At 60.1% G+C, this 25,713-nt stretch carries 20 protein-coding genes and 1 tRNA gene; 9 read left to right on the forward strand and 12 right to left on the reverse strand.

Translation table 11 applies throughout. The features are described from left to right. Positions 1–26: 26 nt before the first annotated feature. Positions 27–4,754, reverse strand: a complete 4,728-nt coding sequence (gene gltB, locus ACLB1Z_RS05130; protein WP_409562343.1) for a glutamate synthase large subunit — start codon at positions 4,752–4,754, stop codon at positions 27–29. 547 nt (positions 4,755–5,301) lie between these two features. Further along, the gene (locus ACLB1Z_RS05135; protein WP_409562344.1) at positions 5,302–5,760 is read right to left on the reverse strand and encodes an Hsp20 family protein; all 459 of its coding nucleotides are present in this window, start codon (positions 5,758–5,760) and stop codon (positions 5,302–5,304) included. A gap of 211 nt (positions 5,761–5,971) precedes the next feature. Between ACLB1Z_RS05135 and ACLB1Z_RS05140 the strand changes: the two genes are divergently transcribed. Next, on the forward strand, positions 5,972–6,943 hold the full coding sequence (locus ACLB1Z_RS05140) for an alpha/beta fold hydrolase (protein ID WP_409562345.1): 972 nt from the start codon (positions 5,972–5,974) through the stop codon (positions 6,941–6,943). Between the two features lie 2 nt (positions 6,944–6,945). Here ACLB1Z_RS05140 and hisN read toward each other — a convergent pair whose 3' ends face one another. Continuing rightward, positions 6,946–7,746, reverse strand: a complete 801-nt coding sequence (hisN, locus tag ACLB1Z_RS05145) for a histidinol-phosphatase (protein ID WP_409562346.1) — start codon at positions 7,744–7,746, stop codon at positions 6,946–6,948. 566 nt (positions 7,747–8,312) lie between these two features. Beyond that, positions 8,313–9,212, reverse strand: a complete 900-nt coding sequence (locus tag ACLB1Z_RS05150) for an N-formylglutamate amidohydrolase (protein ID WP_409562347.1) — start codon at positions 9,210–9,212, stop codon at positions 8,313–8,315. A 283-nt stretch (positions 9,213–9,495) separates the two neighbouring features. Here ACLB1Z_RS05150 and cpdR point away from each other — a divergent pair, with 283 nt between their 5' ends. The 3 genes from cpdR (at position 9,496) to ACLB1Z_RS05165 (ending at position 11,227) form a co-directional block, all read left to right on the forward strand. Continuing rightward, on the forward strand, positions 9,496–9,882 hold the full coding sequence (gene cpdR / locus ACLB1Z_RS05155; RefSeq protein WP_013946396.1) for a cell cycle two-component system response regulator CpdR: 387 nt from the start codon (positions 9,496–9,498) through the stop codon (positions 9,880–9,882). 86 nt (positions 9,883–9,968) lie between these two features. Further along, positions 9,969–10,043: transfer RNA gene (locus tag ACLB1Z_RS05160), tRNA-Val, on the forward strand. A gap of 293 nt (positions 10,044–10,336) precedes the next feature. After that, the gene (locus ACLB1Z_RS05165; RefSeq protein WP_409562348.1) at positions 10,337–11,227 is read left to right on the forward strand and encodes a class I SAM-dependent methyltransferase; all 891 of its coding nucleotides are present in this window, start codon (positions 10,337–10,339) and stop codon (positions 11,225–11,227) included. A gap of 145 nt (positions 11,228–11,372) precedes the next feature. Here the strand turns inward: ACLB1Z_RS05165 and ACLB1Z_RS05170 are convergent, their stop codons facing one another. Next, positions 11,373–11,864, reverse strand: coding sequence for a cupin domain-containing protein (locus tag ACLB1Z_RS05170; protein ID WP_409562349.1), 492 nt, complete (start codon positions 11,862–11,864; stop codon positions 11,373–11,375). A gap of 413 nt (positions 11,865–12,277) precedes the next feature. Here ACLB1Z_RS05170 and ykgO point away from each other — a divergent pair, with 413 nt between their 5' ends. Beyond that, complete coding sequence (gene ykgO, locus ACLB1Z_RS05175) at positions 12,278–12,403, forward strand: type B 50S ribosomal protein L36 (RefSeq protein WP_013216601.1); 126 nt, start codon at positions 12,278–12,280, stop codon at positions 12,401–12,403. Between the two features lie 86 nt (positions 12,404–12,489). Beyond that, positions 12,490–13,212, forward strand: a complete 723-nt coding sequence (locus ACLB1Z_RS05180) for a tetratricopeptide repeat protein (RefSeq protein ID WP_409562350.1) — start codon at positions 12,490–12,492, stop codon at positions 13,210–13,212. 17 nt (positions 13,213–13,229) lie between these two features. Here the strand turns inward: ACLB1Z_RS05180 and ACLB1Z_RS05185 are convergent, their stop codons facing one another. From ACLB1Z_RS05185 to ACLB1Z_RS05200, 4 genes are all read right to left on the reverse strand, one after another. Further along, on the reverse strand, positions 13,230–13,979 hold the full coding sequence (locus ACLB1Z_RS05185; protein ID WP_409562351.1) for a DUF4336 domain-containing protein: 750 nt from the start codon (positions 13,977–13,979) through the stop codon (positions 13,230–13,232). 44 nt (positions 13,980–14,023) lie between these two features. Beyond that, a complete protein-coding gene (gene pyk, locus ACLB1Z_RS05190) occupies positions 14,024–15,469 on the reverse strand; it encodes a pyruvate kinase (RefSeq protein ID WP_409562352.1) in 1,446 nt (481 codons plus the stop codon). After that, entirely contained in the window at positions 15,466–15,912 is a 447-nt protein-coding gene (locus ACLB1Z_RS05195) for a DUF1036 domain-containing protein (protein WP_409562353.1), read from the reverse strand. Before ACLB1Z_RS05195 ends, pyk begins: the two co-directional genes overlap by 4 nt. 74 nt (positions 15,913–15,986) lie before the next feature. Beyond that, the gene (locus ACLB1Z_RS05200; RefSeq protein ID WP_409562354.1) at positions 15,987–17,282 is read right to left on the reverse strand and encodes a glycerate kinase; all 1,296 of its coding nucleotides are present in this window, start codon (positions 17,280–17,282) and stop codon (positions 15,987–15,989) included. 177 nt (positions 17,283–17,459) lie between these two features. On the opposite strand from ACLB1Z_RS05200, the gene ACLB1Z_RS05205 reads away from it, so the two are divergent. From ACLB1Z_RS05205 to ACLB1Z_RS05215, 3 genes are all read left to right on the forward strand, one after another. Next, the gene (locus tag ACLB1Z_RS05205) at positions 17,460–17,768 is read left to right on the forward strand and encodes a DUF1244 domain-containing protein (protein ID WP_409562355.1); all 309 of its coding nucleotides are present in this window, start codon (positions 17,460–17,462) and stop codon (positions 17,766–17,768) included. A gap of 266 nt (positions 17,769–18,034) precedes the next feature. Beyond that, complete coding sequence (locus ACLB1Z_RS05210; RefSeq protein WP_409562356.1) at positions 18,035–18,331, forward strand: DUF2312 domain-containing protein; 297 nt, start codon at positions 18,035–18,037, stop codon at positions 18,329–18,331. 318 nt (positions 18,332–18,649) lie between these two features. Further along, the gene (locus ACLB1Z_RS05215) at positions 18,650–19,579 is read left to right on the forward strand and encodes a hydrogen peroxide-inducible genes activator (RefSeq protein ID WP_024275407.1); all 930 of its coding nucleotides are present in this window, start codon (positions 18,650–18,652) and stop codon (positions 19,577–19,579) included. 22 nt (positions 19,580–19,601) lie between these two features. On the opposite strand, the gene ACLB1Z_RS05220 is transcribed toward ACLB1Z_RS05215, so the two are convergent. The 3 genes from ACLB1Z_RS05220 to ACLB1Z_RS05230 form a co-directional block, all read right to left on the reverse strand. Further along, positions 19,602–21,152, reverse strand: a complete 1,551-nt coding sequence (locus ACLB1Z_RS05220; RefSeq protein ID WP_409562357.1) for a DUF882 domain-containing protein — start codon at positions 21,150–21,152, stop codon at positions 19,602–19,604. 222 nt (positions 21,153–21,374) lie between these two features. After that, positions 21,375–23,558 (reverse strand): murein L,D-transpeptidase, encoded by a 2,184-nt coding sequence (locus ACLB1Z_RS05225; RefSeq protein WP_409562358.1) that lies wholly within the window; start codon positions 23,556–23,558, stop codon positions 21,375–21,377. Between the two features lie 464 nt (positions 23,559–24,022). Further along, complete coding sequence (locus tag ACLB1Z_RS05230) at positions 24,023–25,531, reverse strand: sigma-54-dependent transcriptional regulator (RefSeq protein ID WP_409562359.1); 1,509 nt, start codon at positions 25,529–25,531, stop codon at positions 24,023–24,025. Between the last annotated feature and the right edge of the window lie 182 nt (positions 25,532–25,713).

Consider the following 25,713-nt stretch of genomic DNA (forward strand, 5'->3'; position numbering starts at 1 on the left):
CTATCCGCGATGTGCCGGTGTGATCGTTATTGCTTGGCTGCTTCGAGCTCAGCTTCGCGATTGGTTTCGCGGGCTTTGGCGAGCTCGGTCAGCGCGCGGCGGTATTCCACCGGCATCACCTTCTTGAACTTCGGCAGGTAGGCCTGGAAGTTCTTCAGGATGTCCTGAGCGCGGCGCGAATTCGTGTAATGCGCGTGCCGCGAAATGAGCGTGTGCAGACGCTCGGCGTCCTGCTCGCGCATGTCGACCATGACGTTGTGGACCGCAATCGCGACATCGCCGCCCTGCTGGGCGAGTTTCTGCAGCGAACCCGGATCGGCCGTGATGGCTTCGAGCTGCACCATGTCCTTGTTGAGACGACTTTCGAAATTGCCGTCCTCATCGAGCACATAGGCGATGCCGCCCGACATGCCGGCAGCGAAGTTGCGGCCGGTTTGACCGAGCACGACGACAACGCCGCCGGTCATGTATTCGCAGCCGTGGTCGCCCGTGCCTTCAACGACAGCGTAGGCTCCCGAGTTACGGACGGCGAAGCGCTCACCGGCCACGCCGCGGAAATAGCATTCGCCGGTGATGGCGCCGTAGAGCACCGTGTTGCCGACGATGATGCTTTCTTCCGGAACGATACTCGACTTGGGATCGGGGCGGACGATCAGCTTGCCGCCCGACAATCCCTTGCCGACATAGTCGTTGCCTTCGCCGATGAGATCGAGCGTGACGCCGTGCGCGACCCACGCGCCGAATGCCTGGCCCGCGGTCCCCTTGAAAGAGATCCAGATAGTATCTTCCGGCAGTCCGGTATGGCCGTAGCGCTTCGCAACCTCGCCCGAGAGCATCGCGCCCGCAGAGCGGTTGACGTTCTTGATGTCGACTTCCGCCTTTACGGGCTTCTTGCCTTCGAGAGCAGGCTTTGCCAGCTCGATCAGCTTGACGTCGAGAACCTTTTCGAGGCCGTGGTCCTGGCGCTCGCTGTTGTAAATCGCGACGCCAGCCGGGGCGTGCGGCTTATGGAACAGCTTGGTGAAGTCGAGGCCACGCGCCTTCCAGTGCTCGATGGCGCGATCCTTATCGAGTTGATCGCTTTGACCGATCATCTCGTTGAAGGTGCGGAAGCCGAGTTGAGCCATGATCTCGCGGACTTCTTCAGCGACGAAGAAGAAGTAGTTGATGACGTGCTCAGGCTTGCCGGAGAACTTTGCGCGCAGAACCGGATCTTGCGTGGCGACACCGACCGGGCAGGTGTTCAGGTGGCACTTGCGCATCATGATGCAGCCGGCCGCAATGAGCGGGGCGGTCGCGAAGCCGAACTCGTCGGCGCCGAGCAGCGCACCGATGACGACGTCGCGGCCGGTGCGGACGCCACCATCAACTTGCACGGCGATACGGCCGCGCAACAGGTTGGCGACGAGCGTCTGATGCGTTTCGGCGAGACCGATTTCCCACGGGCTGCCCGCGTGCTTGATCGACGTCAGGGGCGATGCGCCGGTGCCGCCTTCGAAGCCCGAAATCGTTACGTGGTCAGCACGCGCCTTGGCGACGCCAGCAGCAACCGTGCCGACGCCAACTTCTGAGACAAGCTTTACCGAGACGTCGGCCTTCGGGTTGACGTTCTTCAGGTCGTAGATGAGCTGCGCCAGATCCTCGATCGAATAGATGTCATGGTGCGGCGGCGGCGAGACGAGCGTCACGCCCGGCGTCGAGTGACGGACCTTGGCGATCGTCGCGTCGATCTTGTGGCCGGGCAGCTGACCGCCTTCGCCGGGCTTTGCACCCTGGGCCATCTTGATCTGCATCATGTCGGAGTTGACGAGGTATTCCGTCGTCACGCCAAAGCGACCGGAGGCAACCTGCTTGATCGCCGAGCGCATCGAGTCGCCGTTGGCCATCGGCTTGAAGCGATCGGATTCTTCGCCGCCTTCGCCGGTATTTGAACGTCCGCCGATGCGGTTCATCGCGATGGCAAGCGTGGTGTGGGCTTCGCGGCTGATCGAGCCGTAGCTCATCGCGCCGGTCGAGAAGCGCTTGACGATGGCGGCGGCTGGTTCGACGTCCTCCAGCGGAATGGGCTTGCGGCCGAAGCTTTCCGCCGAGCGCAGGCGGAACATGCCGCGCAGCGTCATGAGCTGTTCGGACTGGTCGTTGATCGCCTTCGAGAAGTCGCGGAACTTCTGCGGAATGCGGCCGCTCATCGCTTCCTTGTTGTCGGTTGCGCGAACGGCATGCTGCAGGTCGGCGACCGTTCCCGGACGCCACATGTGGGCTTCGCCGCGGACGCGGTAAGCGTATTCGCCGCCGACGTCGAGCGCGTTGGCGAGGACCGGGATATCGCCGAAGGCCGACTTGTGGCGCTCAACCGTTTCGCGCGCGATCTCGCGCAGGCCGACGCCTTCGACCTGGGTGTGCGTGCCAGTGAAATAGCGTTCGACGAAGCTCGACCGCAGGCCGACGGCATCAAAGATCTGAGCGCCGCAATAGGACTGGTAGGTCGAGATGCCCATCTTCGCCATCACCTTCATGATGGCTTTGCCGATGGCCTTGATGAAGCGCTTCTTGACCATTTCCGGCGTCGTCCCCTCGGGGAGTTCCGGGATCATGGTGTAGAGCGTTTCGAATGCGAGATACGGATTGATGGCTTCGGCGCCATAGCCCGCAAGGGTGCAGAACTGGTTGATCTCGTGGGCTTCGCCGGTCTCAACGACGAGGCCGACAGAGGTGCGCAGGCCCTGCTTGATCAGGTGGTGGTGCACCGCCGACGTCGCGAGCAGCGAGGGAATGGCAATGCGGTCCGGTCCGGCGCGGCGGTCGGACAGGATGATGATGTTGAATTCCTTGGCGCGGACATATTCTTCCGCTTCGGCGCAGATGCCGTCGAGCGCCGGGCCCATGCCGCCTTCGCCCTTATCGGCGGGGTAGGTTATGTCGATGGTGATCGACTCGAAGTCGTTGTCCTTCACCGCGCCGATGCCGCGGATGCGCTCCAAGTCTTCGTTGGTCAGGATCGGCTGGTCGACTTCGAGGCGCTTCTGCTTCGAGGTGCCTTGCAGATCGAGGATGTTCGGGCGCGGGCCGATGAACGAGACGAGGCTCATCACCAGCTCTTCGCGGATCGAGTCGATCGGCGGGTTCGTAACCTGGGCGAAATTCTGCTTGAAGTACGTGTGGAGCAGCTTCGACTTTGACGACAGCGCCGAGATCGGCGTGTCGGTGCCCATCGAGCCGGTGGCTTCTTCGCCCTTTTCCGCCATTGGCGTCAGCAGGAACTTGATGCTTTCCTGAGTGTAGCCGAACGACTGCTGCAGATCGAGCAGGGCGACGTTCGACTTCGCGGCAGTGGCGCTCTTCGACGGCAGCGGCAGGTCGGAGACCTTGATCTGCGTGCGCTTCAGCCACGTCTCATACGGGTGGCTGGCGGCGATCTCGGCCTTCAGCTCTTCGTCGGAAATGATGCAACCCTTTTCGAGGTCGATGAGCAGCATCTTGCCGGGCTGCAAGCGCCACTTCTTGACGATGTTTTCTTCTTCGACCGGCAGAACGCCGGACTCAGACGACATGATGACGGTGTCGTCCTTAGTCACGAGGTAGCGGGCCGGACGCAGACCGTTGCGGTCGAGCGTCGCGCCGATCTGGCGGCCATCGGTGAACGCCATGGCGGCGGGGCCGTCCCACGGCTCCATCAAGCAGGCATGATATTCGTAGAAGGCGCGGCGGTTGGTATCCATCGTCGGATTGCCGGCCCACGCTTCGGGGATCAGCATCATCGCCGCGTGCGAGAGGCTGTAGCCGCCCATGACAAGGAATTCGAGCGCGTTGTCGAAACAGGCGGTGTCGGACTGGCCTTCATACGAGATCGGCCAGAGCTTCGAGATCTTGTCGCCGAACAGGGGGGACGAGACCGACGCCTGGCGTGCGGCCATCCAGTTGACGTTGCCGCGCAGGGTGTTGATCTCACCGTTGTGCGCAACCATGCGATAGGGGTGCGCGAGCTTCCACGATGGGAACGTGTTCGTCGAGAAGCGTTGGTGCACGAGGGCGAGCGCCGACACGAGGCGCGGGTCGGACAGGTCCGAGTAATAGGCCTTCACCTGGAAGGACAGGAACATGCCCTTGTAGACGAGCGTGCGCGTCGACAGCGACACGGTGTAGTGGCCGATGTCGCGGCCCTTATAGGCGTCGTGGATCGCATTCGAGACGACCTTGCGGACCATATAAAGGTGACGCTCAAACTCTTCCTGATCGGTCATGCTTGACGGTCGGCGGATGAAGACGTGGCGATGCACCGGCTCGACATCGCGCACCATGTCCGACAAGCAACCGTTTTCAACCGGCACTGTGCGCCAGCCGATCAGCTCAAGGCCTTCTTCCTTGAGGCAGCGCGCCCAGACGCGCTCGCAATGCGCGCGCAGGCGTTCGTCGTGCGGCATAAAGATGTGGCCGACAGCGTATTCGCCCGGTGCTGGAAGATCGAAGCCGAGCGCCTTCGTTTCGGCGGCCAGAAAGTCATGCGGGATCTGAATCATGATGCCGGCGCCGTCGCCGGAAAGCGGGTCGGCACCGACCGCGCCGCGATGCTCGAGGTTTTCGAGTATCTTCAAGGCGCCTTCGACGATGCTGTGTGATTTGCGACCCTTGAGGTTCGCAATGAAGCCGACGCCGCATGCGTCGCGCTCAAGAGCCGGATCAAAAAGGCCTGCTGCCGCCGGACGGCTTCCCGTGCCGATTTCGTCTTCCAGCGGAGACAGATATCCTTCGCTCATTTCTCGCCTCGTATGGCCCGTTGGCCCAAATTCAGAACTTCGTTATTCGGAAGCGTGCCCGGGTGCGGGCCGCTTTGTTTGTTCGACTTTTGCGCAATCTCGTCGGTCGAAGAATATTACGCCAAGCGCCGCCGTTTTCGGTCAGGGCGCGATAACACGTGGTGGTTAATGGAATGGAGCCCGCCGCCGATCGCACGGCTCTGCAAACCGCATATCCTGTATTCGAGCACTTCTATTTCTCCCACGCCGCCACTCGGAAGCCGTAAAGCGACGCTACGGCCGATGCAAACGTCCGAGCTGTTCTCAGACGCCCACCCACCGGCGCACAAAGGACAGCAATGTTGACCTATCTAGCAAATTCTACAGATTTGACACTGCGGCACAAGCGGTAACACGCAGCCGTGGCAATGATCTTTTTCGGCAAGCTCCGAGCGAGTACCGGGCAACAAAATTTCCTATGGTCAGCGCAGGCCCGAAGGCAGGCAAAAAAAAACGGCAACCCCGCCGAAGCAAGGCTGCCGTTCCAGGCTACACGAGAGACGTGAGGTTACGCAGCCGCTTTGGCTTCGAGCTGCTGGACGGGTTCACCCGTGCCGATCGCGATCGTCCGGGGCTTCTTGCTCTCCGGAACGTTGCGGACGAGATCAACATGCAGGAGGCCGTTCTCGAATTTGGCGCCCGTCACATCGACGTGGTCGGCAAGCTGGAAGCGGCGCTCGAACGCGCGGGCAGCAATGCCGCGGTGAAGGTAGGTTTTGCCTTCGGCGTCCGCGGCCTTCTCGCCGGCGATCGTGAGGGTCTGCTCTTTGACCTCGATCTTCAGCTCGTCCTGGGAGAAGCCAGCAACAGCGAGCGTGATCCGGTAGGCATTCTCGCCGGTCCGTTCGATGTTATAAGGCGGGTAGGTGGATTCGCTATCGAAGCTTACGGAGCGATCGAGCGCCTGGAACAGGCGGTCGAAACCGATAGCAGAACGGTAAAAGGGGGCAAATTCAGCGTGTCGCATGACATATCCTCCATGAGAAGCGACATGTAAAAACGGGCCAGTTGGCTCGGTTTTTCCAGTGCGGTCCCGCTTTGCGGCAACCACACTGAAAAGGTAGGAAGCCGAATATTCGCTTCAAGAGGCTGCCTGCCAAGATCATGTGTTAATCGCGTTGGTTCGCGTTTCTTCCTCAATATTTTCGCCTTGCGCGCATGAGCATGAAGAGCGGCAGATGAAACTGGTTTCGCTTTCGATCAATCCCGTTCCGAGCGGCGCCGAGGTATTAGCTTTCGACGGCTACGACCGCCGCAAGCTGCGCGCGGCGCTTTGGGAGGCCACGCGCGGGCCGGTGCGGGGCACCGTTATCATCGTGCAGGGGCGCGGCGAGTTCATCGAGAAGTATTTTGAGGTCGTTGCCGATCTCAGGCGGCGCGGCTTCGCCGTGGCGATCTTCGATTTGCGCGGGCAGGGCGGGTCCGAGCGTGTCTTGTCGAACCGGCATAAGGGGCACGTCGTCGCCTTCACCGAATACGACCGCGATCTAGCGATATTCATCGACGAGATCGTGCGGCCGAACCTGCCGGAGCCGTTCGTCGGGCTTGGTCATTCGCTCGGAGGCAACATTCTGCTACGCGGGGCGCAGGACGAAGCGAGCCCGTTCTCGCGCATGATTCTGCTGTCGCCGATGATCGACATCCACGAGCGCATGCTCGGGGCGAGCCGGCCGCTGGCGAAGGCTTATGCTTCGACGGCGTCGATGCTGGGGCTGGCGACCGCCTACGTTCGCGGCGGCACCGACCAGCCGAACGATCTCATGGCGTTCGAAAATAACAGGCTGACGAGCGATTACGTGCGCTGGTCGCGGGTGAAATCGATCATTGAGGCTGCGCCTGACTTGGCGCTCGGGTCGCCGACGGTCGGCTGGCTCCGGGCGGCGCTGAGAAGCTGCGCCATGCTTTCGCGACCCGATTATCCGAAATACGTGTGCGTGCCGATGATGCTCTTTGCGGCGGGCGCCGATCACGTCGTTTCGACGCAGGCGATCGAAGATTTTGCCGTCGATCTTAAATCCGGCGGCCACGTTCTGATGCCGGGTTCGCGGCATGAGATTCTGCAAGAGACGGACGCCATCCGGCAGCGGTTCTGGGCCGCTTTCGATGCCTACATGGGCGTCGAAACGTTGCCGTCGGAAGGTCGCCTATAAAACTAAAGCTTGTTGAGCAGGGCCAGCACGTCTTCGTGCAGGCGCGGATCGCCGGTCGCGATGATGTCACCACCGGACGATGGGTCGCCGCCGGTCCATGTGGTGATCACCCCGCCGGCGCGCTCGATGATCGGGATGATGGCGACGATGTCGTAAGGCTTCAGGCCCGATTCGATGATGACGTCGACAAAGCCGGATGCGAGCAGGCAATAGCCGTAGCAGTCGCCGCCGTAACGGGTGAGGCGGGCTTTCGATTTGAGGGCCGCGAGCGCTGCCGACTGCTCAGGGGTCTCAAACAGGTCGGGGTGCGTCGAGGTCAGAATCGCATCTTCGATCTTGGTGCATTCGCGCGTCTTGATACGGGCCGGACGGCCGCCGCGCAGACTGTGGTAGGCCGCCTTGTCGCCCGACCAGAAGCGCTCGCCGGTAAATGGCTGGTCGACTAGGCCAAAGATTGGCTGGTCGTCCTTCATCACCCCGATCAGCGTGCCCCAAAGCGGCGAGCCCATGATAAAGGCACGGGTGCCGTCGATTGGGTCGATGACCCACTTATAGGAGCTGGTGCCGGGGCGCGTGCCGAATTCCTCGCCGACGATGCCATGATCGGGGAAGCGGGTTGAGAGCGCCTGGACGATCGCTTTCTCGGCGCCTCGGTCCGCCTTCGTCACGGGATCGAAAGCCCCGCCGGCCGCCTTGTTTTCCACAGGCATTGGTTTACGAAAATGCTTGAGGATAACGGAGCCGGAAATATCGGCCAGATCCTGCGCGACGCGGACAATGGCCTGAAATTCGGTCGCCGGCACACGTTCCGCCACGCGGTCACCCTGAGATTTCAATTGTTTGACAGACGCTCCTGATAGCGCCAGTCGCTATGCCGTTATAGAGCAAGGTTGAACTAGATACATATTAGTAACGTAAGTTGTGGCGAGCTGGATACAGCCACCTTTTAATGTGCTAGTGCAATACGCGTTTAGATTGCGATGCGCCACGAACCGGCTCATCGTGATGACTGCGAGTGCGATGACACGCTTCACCGCTTTCGCTGCCCAATTTGGGCGTTTCCTCCCTAGACTTGGGCCGTTCGGCTTCGGACGGCCTTTCTTTATTGGGGATTTTTTTGCCCGCAGTGGTTGCGCCAAACTTAGGCGCTTGAAATGCCTGAATTTTAGCCCTGCACTTTTTGATAACCAGATTTGCGGAAAACGCATTTGCTGGTGATGCGCTGCACCTTTAATTTTTGCAGTGCGATATGTGAGCTCCGCTCGCGCTTCGCAGCCCTCCTTGGGCGTTTCCTCCCTAGACTTGGGCCGTTCGTGGAATTCGGACGGCCCTTTTTCTATGGTGAATCCGGTGCCTCGGAGCGCGCCATTTATTCGGCGGCGGCGCGGTAGTCGAGAATGCCCGGCACCTCGCGGAACATCGTCGATACGATATCAATCAGAACGTCCGACAGGCGCTGATAGCCTGAGTTTTCCTGGAACGTCAGTTCATTGATATAGAGCCCGCGGTTGATTTCGAGCTGGATGGCATGGGTGCCTCGTCCGGGACGGCCGTGGTGCTCGGTGATGTAGCCGCCGGCGTACGGACGGTTCAACTGTACTTTGAAACCACGCCGCTGGAATTCGTCGCGGATAAGAAGGGTAAGGCGCGGATCGGCGGATGCGCCGAAGCGATCGCCGATGACGATGTCGGGGCGCTGGGCGCCGCCAGGCGCCATCGCCGTCGATGGCATCGAATGACAATCGATTAGGACGGCATAGCCGAAGTTTTCCCGTGTCTGCGTGACGAGACGGGAAAGCTCCGCGTGGAATGGAAAATAAAGCTGCTCGATGCGCGCCAGCACGTTTTCGAGGCGCAGCCGCGAGGGATAGATCTCCTCGCCGTCGGCAACGATGCGGGCGACAGTGCCGAGCCCTCCGGCGACGCGAATCGACTGCGTGTTGGCGTGGGCGGGCAGCGGTTCGAGCACCAGTTCCGGGTCGAGTTCATAGGGCTCGCGGTTGAGATCGAGATAGGCGCGGGGAAAACGCGCGCTGATGAGCGGCGCGCCAAGGCTCGCTACGGGGCGGAACAGCTTGTCGACAAAGCAATCTTCAGAACGGCGCAGCGTTTTTGGGTCAAGCCTGGAAATGGCTAGAAATTCGGGCGGATAGAGGCGGCCGGAATGCGGTGACGAGAATACGAAAGGCACGCCCTGTGTCCGCGGCGACAGGACATCGTAGGACGGGAAAAATGCGCTGGGCACGTCGTGGGATCTATCGTCGGGCATGGTGCGGCGTTGTCTCGTTCAGATCCCGGCTTGAGAATGTTTGTTCAGAGCGGCCTACATTGCCAACGGTGCGGCGCGAAGTCCATGCAAGACTTTTAGCGTGATGCGGATTGCACATAGCTTACGCGCGACAATGCCGTTTCCAGGTAAATAAGCATTTCGCCACGAAGTCGAGCGATCCTTTCCACAGTTTCATGCTCCGTTTACCTAAGTTGGGCCAAGTTTGCGTACGACGAGATATGGGGTATTGCTCGTCCGGGGTTTTCGCACATTCAGAGTAGCCATGACCGCTAAGCCATCTAGCCTGCCGATCCGTCGCATCTTGCTCGCCGAGGATGACGACTCCATGCGCGGCTTTCTCGTCAAGGCGCTGGAGAAAGCGAACTACGATGTCGTCGCTTTCGAAAACGGCGAAGACGCCTACGACCGGCTGAAATCCGAGCCGTTCACGCTGCTGCTGACGGATATCGTCATGCCCAAGATGGACGGCATCGAACTGGCGCGGCGCGCCAGCGAAATCGATCCCGATCTCAAGATCATGTTCATCACCGGGTTTGCGGCGGTCGTGCTCAATAGTGAAAACCAGCCGCCAAAAGATGCACGTGTTCTTTCCAAGCCCTTCCATCTCAAGGACTTGGTCAAGGAAGTCGACCGCTTGCTGGCAGCTTGAAACGGCGTTTCGACTATAATCGTCAAATTGCGGCGTTCCGGGGCTTGACCTGGGTATCGCTAACCCTCTAGAAGCTCGTTTCTTCCGGGCACTTAGCTCAGCGGTAGAGCACTACCTTGACATGGTAGGGGTCAGAGGTTCGATCCCTCTAGTGCCCACCATTGAAACCTCTGGTTTCTTTGGTTTTCCGGAACGCCTGCGGTCTTTCCCATCATTGCCCGCCTATTGATCCGACTGATCCGACTCGAGCTTCGAGGACGAGAATCCGCGCATTTTACCCCGAAAGAAGTGGACTTCGTGAGCTTTAGGCAGGGCATCAGGGAGATTGTCGGTATACGTCCTTTGGCCGAATAGGCTTTTACCATTTTGCCGCACTAGCATCGGCATTATGGCGCACGCGGATAATATTTTTCAGTGTCCTGTAACTGGCCGTCCCCTTCGGCGGCGAGGCGATGTGTATGTCACCGACGATGAAGCCGGGAGCTATCGCGTCTTCGATGACATCGCCGTGCTTCTTCCGCAGGAGAATGAGCCGACAACCCCATCGAATATCATTGATTGGTATGATTCATTCGGGTGGGCGCAGAATGCCAATGGCAAATTCAAAGAAACAGACGCTCTCAACGAATCCAAACAGGTACAAATCGAGCATACCAGTCACTGCATTTCCCGCCTGAGCAAATATTTCGAAAAGGGTGGCGACTATATTGTTGACGTCGGGAGCGGCCCGATCGCGCATCCGGAACTTCTCAGCTACGGGCAAAATTTCAAGAAGCGTATTTGCATTGATCTCTCGATCACCGGTCTGCAGCAAGCCAAACAAAAGCTCAGCGATAGGGGCATTTACGTCCAAGGGGACGCAACGAGGCTTCCTCTCGTTAGCGGCTCGATCGATGCGATCACATGCAATCACCTCATCTATCAATTGCCCGTCCATCTGCAGAGGTCGGCTATTTTGGAACTGTGGCGCGTTTTGAAACCCGGCGGGGTCGCGGTGATCGTCTACAGATGGCTTCACTCCGGCTTTGCATTCCGGCTTGAGAGGCTCGCGTCAAAATTTGGTTTAGGTGCGGAAGTGGATAGGGCATCCGATCACGTTCCGGAACGTGATCCCGATGAGCCGCAACTGCGAAAATGGTTTGAAGAACAAGACTGGCCCTTCACCTACTCATACGACTGTTATCGTTTGATCGATAATGAGTTCATGCGCCGATACGTCAGCAATGATTGGCGTGGTCGGTTGTTTCTTAACACTTTGCTATCGATGCAGCGTTGTCTGCCATCACAGTGTGGAAGATATGGCCTGTTTCCTGCTATCGTTATCCACAAGCCGTCGTTGAATTGAGCCGAGACCTGCGTCCGACCGGCGGCCTCAGCAACTGATACAACATACACTCGAAATCCAACGTCAGGTCGGCCGAGCCCCGGAAAGGATTTCGGCTTCGCCGTGAATGGCCGGCCTGTCGCAAAGTGTGTCGATTGCGTGATCGTTATTTGCGCGGATCGTCGGCAGGATTGATGTATTTGATGTTCCACGGACCGGTCGCGGTAAGGAGAACGACGCTTTCCTCCTGGTTCCACAGATAGTGTGCGTGGCCAGCAGGCAATGTGAAGCTAGCGCCGACGCCGAGCTTGCTGCCCTTCTCGCGATCCAGCTTTTCTCCCATGCCGTTCCAAACCGTGCCCTTTAGAACGGTGATCACTTCAGCGAAGGGATGAGTGTGGGCTGGAATCTCATAGTTCGCCGGGAATTTTAGATAGGCCATAAAGACGCCGGGCTTGCTGGGGTCGCCTATAACGAGCGCACTTTTTGCGCCTTTGGGGAGCAGGGGCTCATCTTTCCATGCGATGGTGCCCAGCTCGAAATTTTTCATTTTGTCTGTCGTCAATCGCTGGATTTGGTCGTCCTGGGCGAACGCATATGTCGAAAGCGCTGCAACCCCCATGCTTGCCAATCCTGCCACCAAAATTCTGATGCTCATTTCCTTTCACCCCGTCTCTATGTGAGTAGCCGAAGCACTGCATAAATAGGTGCGGAGATGGGGTGACAACGGCGATTTGCCTGCTCAGCGCCGGGAAAATTGCCTGTACCGCCGAACTCAGATGAGTCCTCGGCCCTTCCTTGCTCTAAGGCGGTTGCGTTAGCGTTTTTATCTCCCACGGGGGCAAATTTCGGGGCTTCATAGGGCAAAGTCGCCGAAATGTTGAGAAACAGCAGGATTTGGGGGGAGGGGGCGCCGAAAAACCACGGCGAAATTCTCCGAAAAGCGCACAAAGGCACTTGGCCTCGGCCAAAAAATCGCTAAAACGCAGGCTTCATCCCGCAGCTTCGCCCCGTCTCGATGGGGTTGGAGGTTCAGCCTCCAGCTGTCCACCAGCTTTAACCGGTGTCGTTATGAAAGTTAGAAACTCTTTGAAGTCCCTGCGCTCGCGGCACCGCGACAATCGCGTCGTGCGCCGTAAAGGCCGGGTCTATGTCATTAACAAGACTCACCGTCGCTTCAAGGCCCGCCAGGGCTGAGGCGCTGCCGGCGTCGTATGCGACGTTACGGCGAATTCACCAGAGTCTTTTTGACCAAATGCCATGCCCCGGATTAATTTCGGGGCATGATTTTTCCTGTGCGCCTTCTTATCGGTCTTCTGATCCTCGCGGGCGGGGCGGCAAACGCTGCCGCCGATGATGAGCTGCTGAAGACCCAGCCGTTCCCTGCCGAGCCGGCGCCGGCGCCGCAACCGCCTCCTGCCGTCAAGAAAGCGCCGCCCGTGGCGCCGTCTCCCGGTGCTCAAGCGCGTCAGAAGGGGCCGCCTGGGCTGATGGGCCTGCCGTGGCCGCAGACACCGGAACAGGTCTCCAAGACCCTCGACAATCTCTACGCCTATCTCGCGACCGAAGGCGACCATCGTCAGGCGGGCGAGATCAGCGGCGTCATCGAGCGGCTCTGGCGTATGCAGGGCGGCGATACCGTCAATCTGCTGATCGACCGCGGTGAGCTGTTCTCGGCGCAGAATCAAAACGAGAAGGCTCTGCCTTTCCTCGATGCGGCCGTCGAACTCGAGCCGCAGTATGCGGAGGCCTGGAGCCATCGCGCCTATATCGAATACCGGATGAACAACTACGCGGCGGCGCTGGGCGATCTAAGACGGGCGCTCGCCCTTGAGCCGAATAATTTCCGGGCGCTTGACGGCATGGCCAAGATCCTCGTGCAGATGGGCGAGAAAAAAGCTGCGCTGGAAGTCTACGACCAGCTTCTCAAAGTGCATCCCAACATCGAGGGCGGCCAGACGGCACGCGACGAGTTGAAAAAGGAAGTTGAAGGGCAGGGGATCTGAAGCCTTCGTTTGCGCGCCTAGGTCAGGAGCCAGCGGAAGGCGCGTTTCAGTTCGCTTGCGCCGTGGGATTCGTACCAGCGGCCATGCGCCACGATGATGCGTTCCGGGTTCCAGCCGATCATCGTTTCGATGGCTTTGCGAAGCTCCGTTTTTTCATTCGGAAACGTTGCACGGAGATCGCGCGGCATGCCGCCGTCCGGAGCGAGGCAACCGCCGAGGCGGGCCAGCAAGCGCATTCCGATTGAAAGTTTGTCGGGTTCGAAATTTTCGATGAGGTCAGCAAGGATCAGAGTGCGGCTCGGCCGATGGAAGAAGTCGAATTCGGTCATGTACCGGCCAGCGACGGAGATCGTCGCGATCTCTCCATCCCACGGATAGCCGCTATCGCGATCCAACGGCAGAGAAGGAAAGTCGATCCGTTTACCGGCTTGCTCCTTGATGCGTGGTGCGAGGTAAACCTCGGCTGCCGGGAAGGCCGCCTTCCAGTCCGGCGTCCACCAGTAGTGCAAGCGGTTCGGCGCCAAGATCCAATGGGGCTTTGCGATGCGTTCGATCTCGGCGCGGAGTTCGGGCTTCAGCGGCGTTGGAGAATGAATAAACGCGTCGCCGGTCTTGAGCCGGATGAGCGTCATCCGGGTCGGGAACTGCATTTTCAAAAGCGGGGGGCCGAAGCGGATCAGCGGACCGTCGACGAGCCACACGTTTTCCGCGACCGGCTTCAGGGTGTTGAGCGGCGGATAGGTTTGTTTTGCATCATCGCCGTGCATCTTCAAAAGGTGGGTGAAGACCGGCGAGATGCAATAAGGGCGGCTTACACCTCTTCCGCGATCGGTGCGCCGGAATCGTCGATAAAGGCGATGCGGATCATATTCGTCGCACCGGGGCTACCGAGCGGAACACCGGCGGTGATTAAAATGCCCTCGCGTGCTTTGACCAAGCCTTCCTCGAACGCGATGCGGCATGCCTTGCGCACCATGTGCGAGAGGTTTTCGGGGTCGCCCGTCAGGATGGTATGGACGCCCCAGACCAGAGCCAGCCGACGTGCCGTCGATTCAACAGGCGTCAGACCGATGACCGGAATTCCGGGGCGTTCGCGCGTGACGCGTAGCACGGTCGAGCCGGTCGCTGTGTAGCAGACGATGGCGCCGAGCTTCACCGTGTCGGCGATGGCGGATGCGGCGGCGGCGATAGCGTCAGCACCGGTCGGCAGAGGCTCGGTCTGTGTCGCGTAGAGCATCGGCTCGTAAACCGGATCGTGCTCCACCTCGCGGGCGATCTTGTCCATCATCTGGATGGCTTCGACCGGGTATTGGCCAACGGCGCTTTCTGCCGAGAGCATGATCGCGTCGGCGCCGTCGAACACCGCGGTGGCGACGTCGGAGACTTCGGCGCGCGTCGGCATCGGCGAGGAGATCATGCTTTCGAGCATCTGCGTCGCGACGATGACGGGCTTCCCAGCCGCGCGCGACAGTCTCGTGATCTTCTTCTGGATGCCGGGCACCTTCTCGACCGGCATTTCGACGCCAAGATCGCCGCGTGCGACCATGATTGCGTCGGACGCCGCGATCACCTCTTCGAGTGCTGCGACAGCGGACGGCTTCTCGATCTTGGAGAGAATGGCGGCGCGATTGCCGATCAGACGGCGCACCTCGTGCACGTCTTCGGCGCGCTGGACGAACGACAAGGCAACCCAATCGACGCCGAGTTTCAGCGCGTGTGCCAGGTCAGCCTTGTCTTTTTCCGTGAGCGGACTGATCGGCAGCAGCGTGTCGGGCATCGAAATGCCCTTGCGGCTTGCGAGCATGCCGCCGGTCGTGACCTCGGCCTTGATTTGCACGGGCGACGCTTCGATGACGCGCATGCGCAGCTTGCCGTCGTCGAGGACGAGGTTGTGGCCCGGCTGGATGGCTTCGAAAATCTGCTCGTGCGGCAGGTAAACGCGTTCTTCCGTGCCGAGCGTTTCGTCGCGGTCGAACTTGAAGATCGCGCCGGTCGGCACGTTGATGCGGCCGGTGTCGAAATTGCCGATGCGGAACTTCGGACCCTGCAAGTCGGCAAGGATGCCAATGGGGTGGCGATGGCGCGCGGCGCAGGCGCGCACGGTGTTATAGAGCGCCTTCGAACCGTCGTGGGTCGAGTGGCTCATGTTGATACGGAAGACGTCGACGCCCGCCATGAACAGGCGCTCGACCATCTCCGGGGAGGCAGACGCGGGTCCAAGCGTCGCTACAATCTTGACCCGCCGATTACGTCTCATTTGTCTGCATTTCCTTGGCCCGGATCGGTGAGGCGGATGGTCCACTCCTTCGCCTCGCCAGTATCTACTTCGAAAAATCCGGTGCGCTTATATCCGCGTTTCACGCAATCCTGAACCCCCCGGATGGCAAAGGACTTTTCTGTCGTGCACATGTCGTTTTTGCCGCCCCATTCGCCGCCGCGATCGTAATCGACTGCGTGGACGTAAACGTAGCGGCTCGGCAAGGCTCCCTTCAGAAGCGTCTCGCAGGTTTGCGATGCGATATTCCACCAGCCTTCCGTCGCCCAGCCGGTGGTGTCCTGATAACCAATGGCGACGCCCACCCGGCTCGATGTCGCGTTGCAAAGCTTCAGGTCGGCATGTGCCGCCGACGTGTAAACACATAAGGCCAACGAAAAGATGACGTGCCGGGTAATGGCGCGCGAAGAATTGCGGGATGGCAAGTCAGAAGCTCCAATTCCTATAGCGGAGAGTTCTGGTTGTGTCCCCAGCCGTTCGCCAACGACGTTTGTCTTACTTACGGATCGACAAGGATGACCCGGAAATCGTTGACGTTGGTTTGGGTCGGGCCACACAGAATAAGATCGCCTATGGGGCGAAAGAAACCCGTCGAGTCGTTGTTCTCCAGGAACTTGGCGGCATTGAGATTTTGTGCCGCAGCCCGTGCGAGCGTATCGGGGAAAACCATGGCGCCTGCCGGATCGCTGTGGTGTCCGCCACCGCCGTCGATGCCGTCGGTATCGCCAGCGAGGCCGGAGATGCCCGGCGTGCCATTCAATGCGATGGCGAGGCCGAGTGCGTATTCCTGGTTGGGGCCGCCGGAGCCGTTGCCGCGTACCGTGACGGTCAATTCGCCACCGGACATAATCGCGACCTTTTCGCCCTTGGCTTTCGCTTCGAGCGCCATCTCGGCGTGCTTGCGGGCAACCTCGTGCGCTTCGCCCTCAAGATCGTCGCCAAGCATGATGGTGCGATAGCCGAGATCGCGTGCGATGGCGCCTGCAGCTTCGATCGAAGCGCGTGGTGCGGCGACGATTTTGTAAGTCGAATTGGCGAGCTTCGGATCGCCGGCTTTCAGCGTCTCGTTTTTCGGATCGTCGAGGGCTTTCGCAATTTCCGGCGACGGCGTGATCTTCCATTTGGCGAGCACGGCGCGCGCGTCCGCCAGCGTCGAGCGGTCGGCGACGGTCGGGCCGGAGCCAATCTCGTCGGGATTGTCGCCCGGCACGTCGGAGATAGCGAGCGTCAGCAAGCGCGCCGGATAGACAGCTGCAGCGAGCTTACCGCCTTTGACTTCCGAGAGGTGCTTGCGCACGCAATTCATTTCCGAGATCGGCGCGCCCGATTTCAGAAGCTGTTTCGTCAGAGCCTGCTTGGCTTCGAAGCTGACGCCTGGCACCGGAGCCGCCCAGATCGCCGAAGCGCCACCCGACAACAGGCAAAGAACGAGATCGTTCGGACCGGCGCTCTTCGCCAGCGCAATGGCGCGTTCGGCACCAACGATGGAATTTGCGTCGGGAACGGGGTGGCCGGCTTCCAGGATTTCGATGATCTTGGTCGGCAGCCCGAAGCCGTGGCGCGTCGAGATGAGGCCCGAGATTTTGTCGGCTTCGCCTGTCGCGATGTAATGCTCTTCGGCTGCGACGGCCATCGCGGCAGAGCCCTTGCCGGCACCGATGATGATGATCCGGCCGCCTTCAGGGACCTTGGGCAGGTGCGCAGGCAGGCAAACCGCGGGGTGGGCCGTCCGATAAGCGGTTTCGAACAGCGTGCTCAAAGTCTCGCGGACGCCGCCGTTCGTGCCGTCTTTCATAGTGTCTCCCTAGGCCGATGCCTGCTTGTTATCTCATTATTGGGGGTCTGGTTTGCGCAAACGCTCCGTCTCCGTCAAGGCATCAGAGGCCGCAGCTTATGCGGGCCTTTCGGGTGGCCGGCATGGTGCTTATGTCGTAAGGCCTGTCGCAGGACCCTGCCGGTCAAGGAGTTGGCCATGAAGACTTTCGATCCGCAGACGACAATTGAACTCGAAGCCGCGGTATTCCGGCGTCTGGTCGAGCATTTGCGGTCGCGAACGGACGTTCAGAACATCGATATGATGAATTTGGCCGGGTTCTGCCGGAATTGCCTGGCGACCTGGATGTCGGACGCGGCGGAGGCCAAGGGGCTTGAATTGTCTAAGGATGATGCCCGCGAAATCGTCTACGGCATGCCGTTCCAGGAGTGGAAAGCCAAGCATCAGACCGAAGCGTCGTCCGATAAACAGGCGGCCTTCGAACAGAACCGGCCGAGAGATCATTAATCGTGGTCCCCGGCGACTCGCGTTCCGCGAGCCGGCCGCCGGGGACGGCTTTGGAGCAAGCAGTCGGCCGGCTTTTTTGCGCCTTGCGACTCTCCTTTGGAGAGCCGGCCGCAAGGCGCGGCACCACAGCGACTCAAAAACGCTCCGCGACATATACAACGTCAAGATGGCGGACCAAATTTATCCCTTTGGATAGCGGGGATCGCCGCCTTGCTGTGGCCGACGCTCGCCGTTAGCGTCGGCGGAACAAGACAGCAGGAGTTCCCATGAGCACGCTTCAAGCCTCGGCGCAAAATCAGCTGCGCCAGTTCGTCGAACAGATCGAACGCCTCGAAGAGGAAAAGAAGCAGCTCGCGGCCGATATCCGTGACAAATACACGGAAGCAAAGGCCGTCGGCTTCGACGTCAAGGCGCTGCGCCAGATCGTTCGGCTGCGCAAGAAGAGCAACCAGGAGCGCCAAGAAGAAGAGAGCATCCTGGAAGTCTACATGCATGCGCTGGGAATGCTGGATCAGGCGCCCAATACGAAAGCGCTTGCCGACGCGATGATGGCCGCTGAGTAAGAGAGTTTTTAGTTGCGCCCTGCGCTCGCGTTCCGCGAGCCGGCTGCGGGGCGCGGCTTCGATTGGCCGGTCGCCAGCATGGGCTTTCATTGCCGGCCGCGAGGCGCGGTAACGCCGATCTACAACCCGTAATAAAACAGCACCACCCAGTCCCCATTCGGCGCTGAGGAAAGGGCGGTGCTGGCGACGGCAGTCTTTCGACTGCCACCTCTGTGCGCGCGGAAATGTGATTGGTTCTGCGCGTCTTCAGGTTCACCCTAATGCCCGGTCGTGATAAGGACAAATCGCTATTTCTTGCGCTGGGCATTAGACCTTCTGATGGTTCACGTCACACTCAAGCAGCTCCGGTATTTTGACGCGCTCGCGCGCGAACAGCATTTCGGCCGCGCCGCCGATGCTTGTGCGGTCACGCAGCCTGCATTGTCGATGCAGATTCAGGATCTTGAAGCCTCATTGGGCATTGCGCTCGTCGAGCGAACGCGCAGCGGCATCAAGCTGACGCCGAAGGGCGAGGAAATCGCGCTGCGCGCGCAGCGGCTTCTCAACGACGTCCGCAATCTCGTCGATTATGCGCAGCACGCGGGCGGTCTTCTTTCCGGGACGCTTCGGCTGGGTGTCATTCCGTCGGTTGCGCCGTATCTGCTGCCGCCGCTTCTGCCGCTGCTGAAGGAGCATCATCCTGATCTCGAGCTACACGTTCGCGAGACGCAGACGCAGGTTCTGACGGATGAGCTGGTCGAGGGGAAACTCGACGTGCTGCTCTTGGCTTTGCCGATCAAAAATCCGGATATCGAAACGCTACCCGTTTTCGAAGACCGGTTTTTGCTGGCGATGCCGAAAAGCCGAAAGCTCTCGGGCCGCGTGCGAGCAACGAAGGAGATGGTCGAGCACGACCGCCTTCTGCTGCTCGAAGAGGGGCATTGCCTGCGCGATCAAGCGCTCACCTATTGCAGCTTGCAGCAGGTCGATGATGTCAACACGTTCGGAGCGTCGAGCCTGTCGACTATCGTCGAGATGGTGTCGGCAGGTTTCGGAATCACGCTGCTGCCGGAGATCTGCATCGGCATCGAAAGTCGTGGTCGCGACATCAAGATGATCCGCTTCGTTGATCCTGAGCCGTCGCGGTCCATCGGGCTTGCGTGGCGCCGGTCAAGTCCACGGCGCGCGGATTTTTTGGCGTTGGGCAAGTTCGTCAACGAGGCGGGGCAGGTGTCGCTCAAGCGCGGCGTTGCGGCGCTCGAGGCTTAGCGCCAGTCAACTTAGCGACTTGTCAGCGGGCGCTGGTCTGGACGGGACGGTTCGAGATGCCCGTTGCGATGCGGCTGTCTTCCAGTTCCTTCAGGGCTTCGGCGTGCACGGCCTTGCCTTTGAATTGATCGCACCACATTGCTTCCGCCAATTGGCGTCCCGGTCGGAACCGCATTGGCTCAAGCGTATCGACATCATCCAGGACTTCGAGCGTAGCGGCGACGTCGGGAGCCTGCATCGGTGCGAGAGGCTTGTCGCGGGCCGTCGGTTCGTTGGTCAGAAACGGAGCAAGCGGGAAGGGGCGATAGTCCATCTCGTCGGGATGGTCTTCGTCGTAGGCCGGTGCCTGCGCCCATTCGGTCATACTGGCCGGGCGCATATCGCTGACGGTTCCGGCTGCCGGATCGAGGCTTGCGACTTGAGCGATCGGCGCTTCCGAAGGTTTGCGATTTTCAGCCATGGCTGCGGCGGCGAGCGCTTTCTGCGGGCGAACGGCGGGTCTTGGACCTTGGATGAGTTCCGGCAGCGGCATCGAGGCGGCGGACGCAACCAGATCATTGAGCTTGCTGCGATCGGCTTGCGACGGAACCGTGAAATGCGACGAGCGGTCGATCAGTCTCGGGACAGCGATAGCCTGTGATTGCCCATCGCTGGGTTCGAGCGAAGCAACCGTCGACGCGGGCGCGAACGGACGTACCGGCGGCGAGAGCGACGGATCGGGCTCGGTCGTTATGTTGACGTTGCGCCGGGTCGAACCGTCGGCTGTTTTCGGGCGCGTGCCTAAGCCCAATGAGGCGACGACGTTGAGATGCTTCTTCGGCGGGCTGACCTCGAGGGACGCCACCATGGTGCGCGAGGTTCCTGGCTCACGGCGATCATGGAAGAATTCGGCGACCTGGGTTGCAAGCTCGTGGAACCGGCTGCGTGCGATTTTAACGTCGGCCGGGGTGATTGGACGACCATCGGCGGGCACGAATTTCGAGCGGCCATTCGGAAAGAGCAGGGCAAGCTCCTGGCGCGGCATCCGCGGCCACATGCGAACGTTGGCCGTGTCGATGTGAATGAAGGGGATGCCGGACGTCGGATAGTATCCGACGCCGCCGCGCTCACGGATCAGCGCAGAGTAGCGCATCTTCTTCAGCGGAATGTCGGGGAAGGTAATGTCGATCGCCTTGCCGGTGATGTGCTGGCTGAACCGCGCCTGACCGCCGCGCGTTTCGCGAAGCATTTCATTGGTGCTTGCCGTGCGATAGCCGCAGATGATGTTGATTGGCTCCTTCGAGCCGAGCTCTTCGTGCATTTCCCAGGCGAGGTCGATAGTGGCGGGCGCGATCGTGATGATCTTGTTTTTGCGCCAGTCGCGCATGATGTAATTTATCTTCGTCATCGCCTCGGGAATGTATTTTCCATTCCGCTTGTAGACGATGGTCAGGCGTTCGTGCGTGTGGATGTGATAGAGGGAAATCACGCGCTCATTAGGCTGCCCGGCCGCCGTCATCTTGTCGGCGTTGAGACACACAGACAAAATCAGCGCGAGTGCGCCGAATACCAGCCCTGAGCGGCGAGCGGCCACGAATTCCCCCGTCCCTACTAAAAACATTCCGAGCCCGACTGGGGCCAAAATGCTCGGCCGTTAACGATTAACCCCGAACCGTTAAGAGGCAGTAACTATCCCCGTCCGACATCTAAAACTTCGGAAAGGGCGATAAAAAGGCCGGTGGGCTCGGCAAATGAAAAAGCCGGCTCGCTTACGCGGCCGGCTTCTCATGTCTGCTTCGTCAGTCGTTGGGCGTGCTCAGAAGCCGCCAAAGACCTGCTTGAAGAAACTGCCGAGGCCACCGTTGTGCTTTTTGCGGCGCCCGCGGCTGTCGTATTCGTCGTCATCGCCGAAGAGCGATGCGAAACCGTCGTTGCGCCATCCCTCATTCGGTATGTCTTCCGGCGACACCTTCTTTTCGTCAGCTTTGACGATCTGGTTCCACTTGCCGGCGAGCGCGAGCGTAATGCGTTTCTCGTGGCCGTAGATGTCGTTGAAGGTCTGAACGTCGCCGTTATCATCGACCCACGCCGTGAAATACGTCACGTGCACGGGAATGGGATGATCGAGGGTGATCTCATTCTCTTCCGGCCCGTTCTTGACGAGGTCGTCGACCTTCTCTTTGTCCCAGCCTTTATCCTTGTCGAGGATCAGCTCAGCCAGCGACACGGGGTTGCGCACGCGCATGCAGCCGTGGCTGAACGCGCGGACGGGTTCGTTGAACAGACTTTTGCTCGGCGTGTCGTGCAGATAGACCGCGTGCTTGTTCGGGAACAGGAACTTCACGACGCCGAGCGCGTTGCCGCCGCCGGGTGGCTGATAGACATGGAAATTGCGGATGTCGGTGCGAGACCAATCGACATTACGCGGATCGACCTTGCGACCGTTGTATTCCATGACCAGACCCTGGCGACGCAATGAATCGTAGCCCGATCGGAGGCCTGGCAGCAGTTCCTTGATCTTGATCGAGTCCGGAACGTTCCAGCGCGGCTTAATAACGACGGTCTTCATCGTCTCGGAGAAGATCGGCGACTGTGCGTCGGGCCGGCCTGAAACAATACGTTCTTCATGGATGACCTGGCCGTTCGACACCACGCGGAATTTGAATTCCGGGATGTTGACCATGACGTAGTAGTTGCCGAGATCGGCGGGCATCCATCGCCATTCTTCCATATTTGCGACGAGGCGGTCCGTCGTGACGCCATTGCCGGCGTTCAGCGAATTGCGCAGCACGTTCGTAATCCAGAAGCTCGCCGGGCGAATGCCCTTCTGCTCCTTGTACGCCTTGACGGCGTCGGCCAGCGCGTTGTCGTAATAATTTTCGTCGGCGGGCGAGCCGTCAGCTTTGACCGGCGGCACGGTGACCTTCAGGCGCTTGCGCAGGATGGCGATTGCGGGATCGCTCTGGCCGGGCTTCATATTCGGCCCGCTGGGAATTTTAAGCGCTTCCTCGGCCTTTTTCGACGCCCGCAGTGCGAGGAGCTTCTCGCGCAAACGGCGGAACTGCTCCTGCTGCGGGTTGAGCGAGGTCAGATAGGCAGCTTTGTCGGGTGCTGCCGCAAGATCGTCGATGACGGTCTTGCGATCAAGCAGTACCGGCTTGCGGTCGATGTAGGTGCCGAGCTGTGCGGACGGATCGCTGATGCGATCGCCGTGTGCATCGCGCGCATACTCCATCGCTTCAAGCGATAGACGGGCTTCTGCGGCCATCAGGTCGTCGGGATTAAAGCCGCCGTCGGCGTTCGCCTTCAGATCGGGGATCTTGAAATCGGCCGAGCGCAGGCCCCAATCATCGGCACCTTGGAGCGCCGAAATAAGGCTCTTGGCTTCGGGGGTGAAGCCGTGCTTGTCGACCCACAGCGTTGCGCCCATGCGGTCGTGATAGAATTTTGCGAGCGCGTCGCGATCGGCTGCGTCGGTTCCGGATAATGCCTTCTTGGCGTTGTTCTGAATGTAGTCTTCCATAGGCAGATAGAGCAGCCGATCGTCGGCGACGATTTTTGGCTGTTGGGCAGCTGCGGTGTCGGCAGCAGGTGCAGGCGTTTCAGCAGCCGGCGCGGTTACAGCCGTGTCGGTCGGTTTGTCGGTAACGGCAGGTGCTTCCGGCGCCTTAGATTCCGACGCCGGAGCTTCGGCTGCAGGCTTGCTTTCGGGAGCTGCCGCGCTGTCGGTCGCCGGCGCTGCTGGGGCCTGTGCAGCGGTGGAAGCGTCCGGTACCGGTTTGGCAGCGTCTGCTGCGGGTTGATGTTCTGGCGCCGTTTCCTGTGAACCGGCTGCGGGAGCAGCGGCAGGTTGTGTCGCGCTATCCGTGCTGTTGGACTGCCCACTTGTCGATTGTTGATCACTTGTCGGCTGATCACTGGCGGGATCGAGTGCCAACGCGGCTGATCCTGCGCTGGCCGTCAGCAACAGGCCGACAGCCAGGACTTTTGCGACGCGCATTCCGAAAACCACCTTTCAACTCCCCCGGCGATAGATAGGTGCCAGCGTTTCGTCTGACCAACCAGATCGCGGGACATAACTGTGTTGCACAGCGCTGTGGCGAAACTGTTGCTGCTTCGTGCCCTTAAATGCACAGAAAACGGGCCAATACGGCGCGTCCGATGCGCCCACCCGATTCGATTACTTCCAACACCATAGAAAGCGGAAAGTTTCAATTTGATTGCAGCGCGTCGGATTTCGCGACAGCTATAGCCAAAATGCAAAAGCCCCGGATGCAGCCGGGGCTTTTGCTGTCGAGGGCGAAGGGGCTCGCTCTCTCATCCTGGCCGGCGATCTTGAAGACCGGTCGGATGTAAACAGAATGTTGTGTGCGGTCTGGTCGCATGGTGGCGGGAACGGAGGGCGCGTGCATGCGCGCTCCACTCTCGCCTTTGGCGTGCAGCCTCTAAGGTTCGGTGACGTGTCTAGTTGGTGCGGGGCTCGAGGCCGTATTCCTGCATTTTGCGGTAGAGCGTCGAGCGTCCGATGTTGAGTCGTTTGGCGACTTCCGTCATGTGGCCGCGATAACGGCCGAGAGCCAAGCGGATCATGTCGGCTTCGATGGCTTCGAGCGAGCGGATTTCGCCGTCCTCAGCCATAGCCTGGATACCGAGCGCACTTCCCGCCGATGAGGTCTTCATCTCGACGGTATGCGGGACGGTGTTCTCGGCGCCGAGAAGGGCCGGGCCGGTGTAGGCCTGCGGCTTCTGGACGACCGAAGGTGCGGCCGGAATTTCCGCCTCGAAGCCATCGACGTGGGCGGCGATCTGAGGGAATTCCGAAACCGTGAGTTCAGGACCGTCGGCCAGGACGACCGCGCGGAAGACCGCATTCTCGAGCTGGCGAACGTTGCCTGGCCAGGAATAGGCCTGCAGCAAACGCATGGCGCGGTCCGAGATCGTGGTCACGCGTTTGCCTTCCTCGGCGGCGAAGCGGGCAATGAAGTGGCGCGCAAGCTCGGGGATGTCTTCGACGCGTTCACGCAGCGGCGGAACGAAGATCGGGAAGACGTTGAGGCGGTAATAGAGATCCTCGCGGAACTTGCCGTCCTTGACCTGCTGGATCATGTCACGGTTCGTCGCCGAGATAAGGCGGAAGTTGACCTTCACCGGACGCTTGGAGCCGACCGGATCGATCTCGCCTTCCTGCAGGGCGCGCAGCAACTTCACCTGAGCTTCGAGGGGCAACTCGCCCACTTCGTCGAGGAAGAGGGTGCCGCCATCGGCTTCTTGGAATTTGCCGATGCGCTTGTCGATGGCGCCGGTAAACGATCCCTTCTCGTGACCGAACAGAATGCTTTCGATCAGGTTTTCGGGAATCGCACCGCAGTTCACTGTGATGAAGGGCTGGCCGGCGCGATCGCTCTCGCCTTGGATGGCGCGTGCGATGAGTTCCTTGCCGACGCCGCTTTCGCCTTCGATCAGAACCGGGATGTTCGATGCGGCGGCGCGCTTGCCGAGCGTGATGACACGCGTCATCGCTTCGCCGCGCAGAACGAGATCGCCGAACGTCAGCTTGCCTTCGGCGGTTTTCTTGATGCGCGTGATTTCGTCCGTCAGCGCTTCAATTTTGAGGGCGCTCTTGATGGATACCTCGAGCCGTTCTGGCGAGGCGGGCTTGACGACGAAATCGACTGCGCCGCGGCGCATGGCGTTGATCGCGGTTTCGATCGAGCCGTTCGCGGTCTGCACGATGATCGGCGGCATGCCAGCAACGTGGCCGACACGGTCAAGAACGGCCATGCCGTCCATCCCCGGCATAATCAAGTCCAACAGGACGAGACCGATCTGGGGGCGTTCCTGGCCTTCGAGAACTTGAATGGCTTGTTCGCCGGAGCCACATGATTTGGTCTCGAAGCCAAATCGCTTGATGGTCTCTTCGAGAATTCGACGTTGGGCAGGATCGTCATCGACGATCAGAATACGCTTTGACATTTTCACGCAACTTTTACTCTAACGCAGACACGAGGGTCGTTTTTGAGCAATGGAAGCAGACTGCCCCAGCTTCACACACTTGGTGACCCGGAACTTACGCAACGAGCACATCATTGCCGGACAACGGTAAACGTAAGGTTTCGCGGTGACGCAAATTTCGCCGCTGTTCGCTAAGAGGCTGA

The organism is Hyphomicrobium sp. MC8b (assembly GCF_905067615.1).
In the GTDB taxonomy this organism is placed as follows: Bacteria; Pseudomonadota; Alphaproteobacteria; order Rhizobiales; family Hyphomicrobiaceae; genus Hyphomicrobium_B.

Bases quoted from the DNA above. Each gene is read 5' to 3' on its own strand.
- gltB (WP_409562343.1), bottom strand. From the start codon at position 4,754: ATGAGCGAAGGATATCTGTCTCCGCTGGAAGACGAAATCGGCACGGGA.
- ACLB1Z_RS05225 (WP_409562358.1), bottom strand. From the start codon at position 23,558: ATGCGCGTCGCAAAAGTCCTGGCTGTCGGCCTGTTGCTGACGGCCAGC.
- ACLB1Z_RS05215 (WP_024275407.1), top strand. From the start codon at position 18,650: ATGGTTCACGTCACACTCAAGCAGCTCCGGTATTTTGACGCGCTCGCG.
- ACLB1Z_RS05210 (WP_409562356.1), top strand. From the start codon at position 18,035: ATGAGCACGCTTCAAGCCTCGGCGCAAAATCAGCTGCGCCAGTTCGTC.
- ACLB1Z_RS05150 (WP_409562347.1), bottom strand. From the start codon at position 9,212: ATGCCCGACGATAGATCCCACGACGTGCCCAGCGCATTTTTCCCGTCC.
- ACLB1Z_RS05230 (WP_409562359.1), bottom strand. From the start codon at position 25,531: ATGTCAAAGCGTATTCTGATCGTCGATGACGATCCTGCCCAACGTCGA.
- ACLB1Z_RS05180 (WP_409562350.1), top strand. From the start codon at position 12,490: ATGATTTTTCCTGTGCGCCTTCTTATCGGTCTTCTGATCCTCGCGGGC.
- ykgO (WP_013216601.1), top strand. From the start codon at position 12,278: ATGAAAGTTAGAAACTCTTTGAAGTCCCTGCGCTCGCGGCACCGCGAC.
- cpdR (WP_013946396.1), top strand. From the start codon at position 9,496: ATGACCGCTAAGCCATCTAGCCTGCCGATCCGTCGCATCTTGCTCGCC.
- ACLB1Z_RS05200 (WP_409562354.1), bottom strand. From the start codon at position 17,282: ATGAAAGACGGCACGAACGGCGGCGTCCGCGAGACTTTGAGCACGCTG.
- ACLB1Z_RS05185 (WP_409562351.1), bottom strand. From the start codon at position 13,979: ATGCACGGCGATGATGCAAAACAAACCTATCCGCCGCTCAACACCCTG.
- ACLB1Z_RS05170 (WP_409562349.1), bottom strand. From the start codon at position 11,864: ATGAGCATCAGAATTTTGGTGGCAGGATTGGCAAGCATGGGGGTTGCA.
- ACLB1Z_RS05205 (WP_409562355.1), top strand. From the start codon at position 17,460: ATGAAGACTTTCGATCCGCAGACGACAATTGAACTCGAAGCCGCGGTA.
- pyk (WP_409562352.1), bottom strand. From the start codon at position 15,469: ATGAGACGTAATCGGCGGGTCAAGATTGTAGCGACGCTTGGACCCGCG.
- ACLB1Z_RS05135 (WP_409562344.1), bottom strand. From the start codon at position 5,760: ATGCGACACGCTGAATTTGCCCCCTTTTACCGTTCTGCTATCGGTTTC.
- ACLB1Z_RS05140 (WP_409562345.1), top strand. From the start codon at position 5,972: ATGAAACTGGTTTCGCTTTCGATCAATCCCGTTCCGAGCGGCGCCGAG.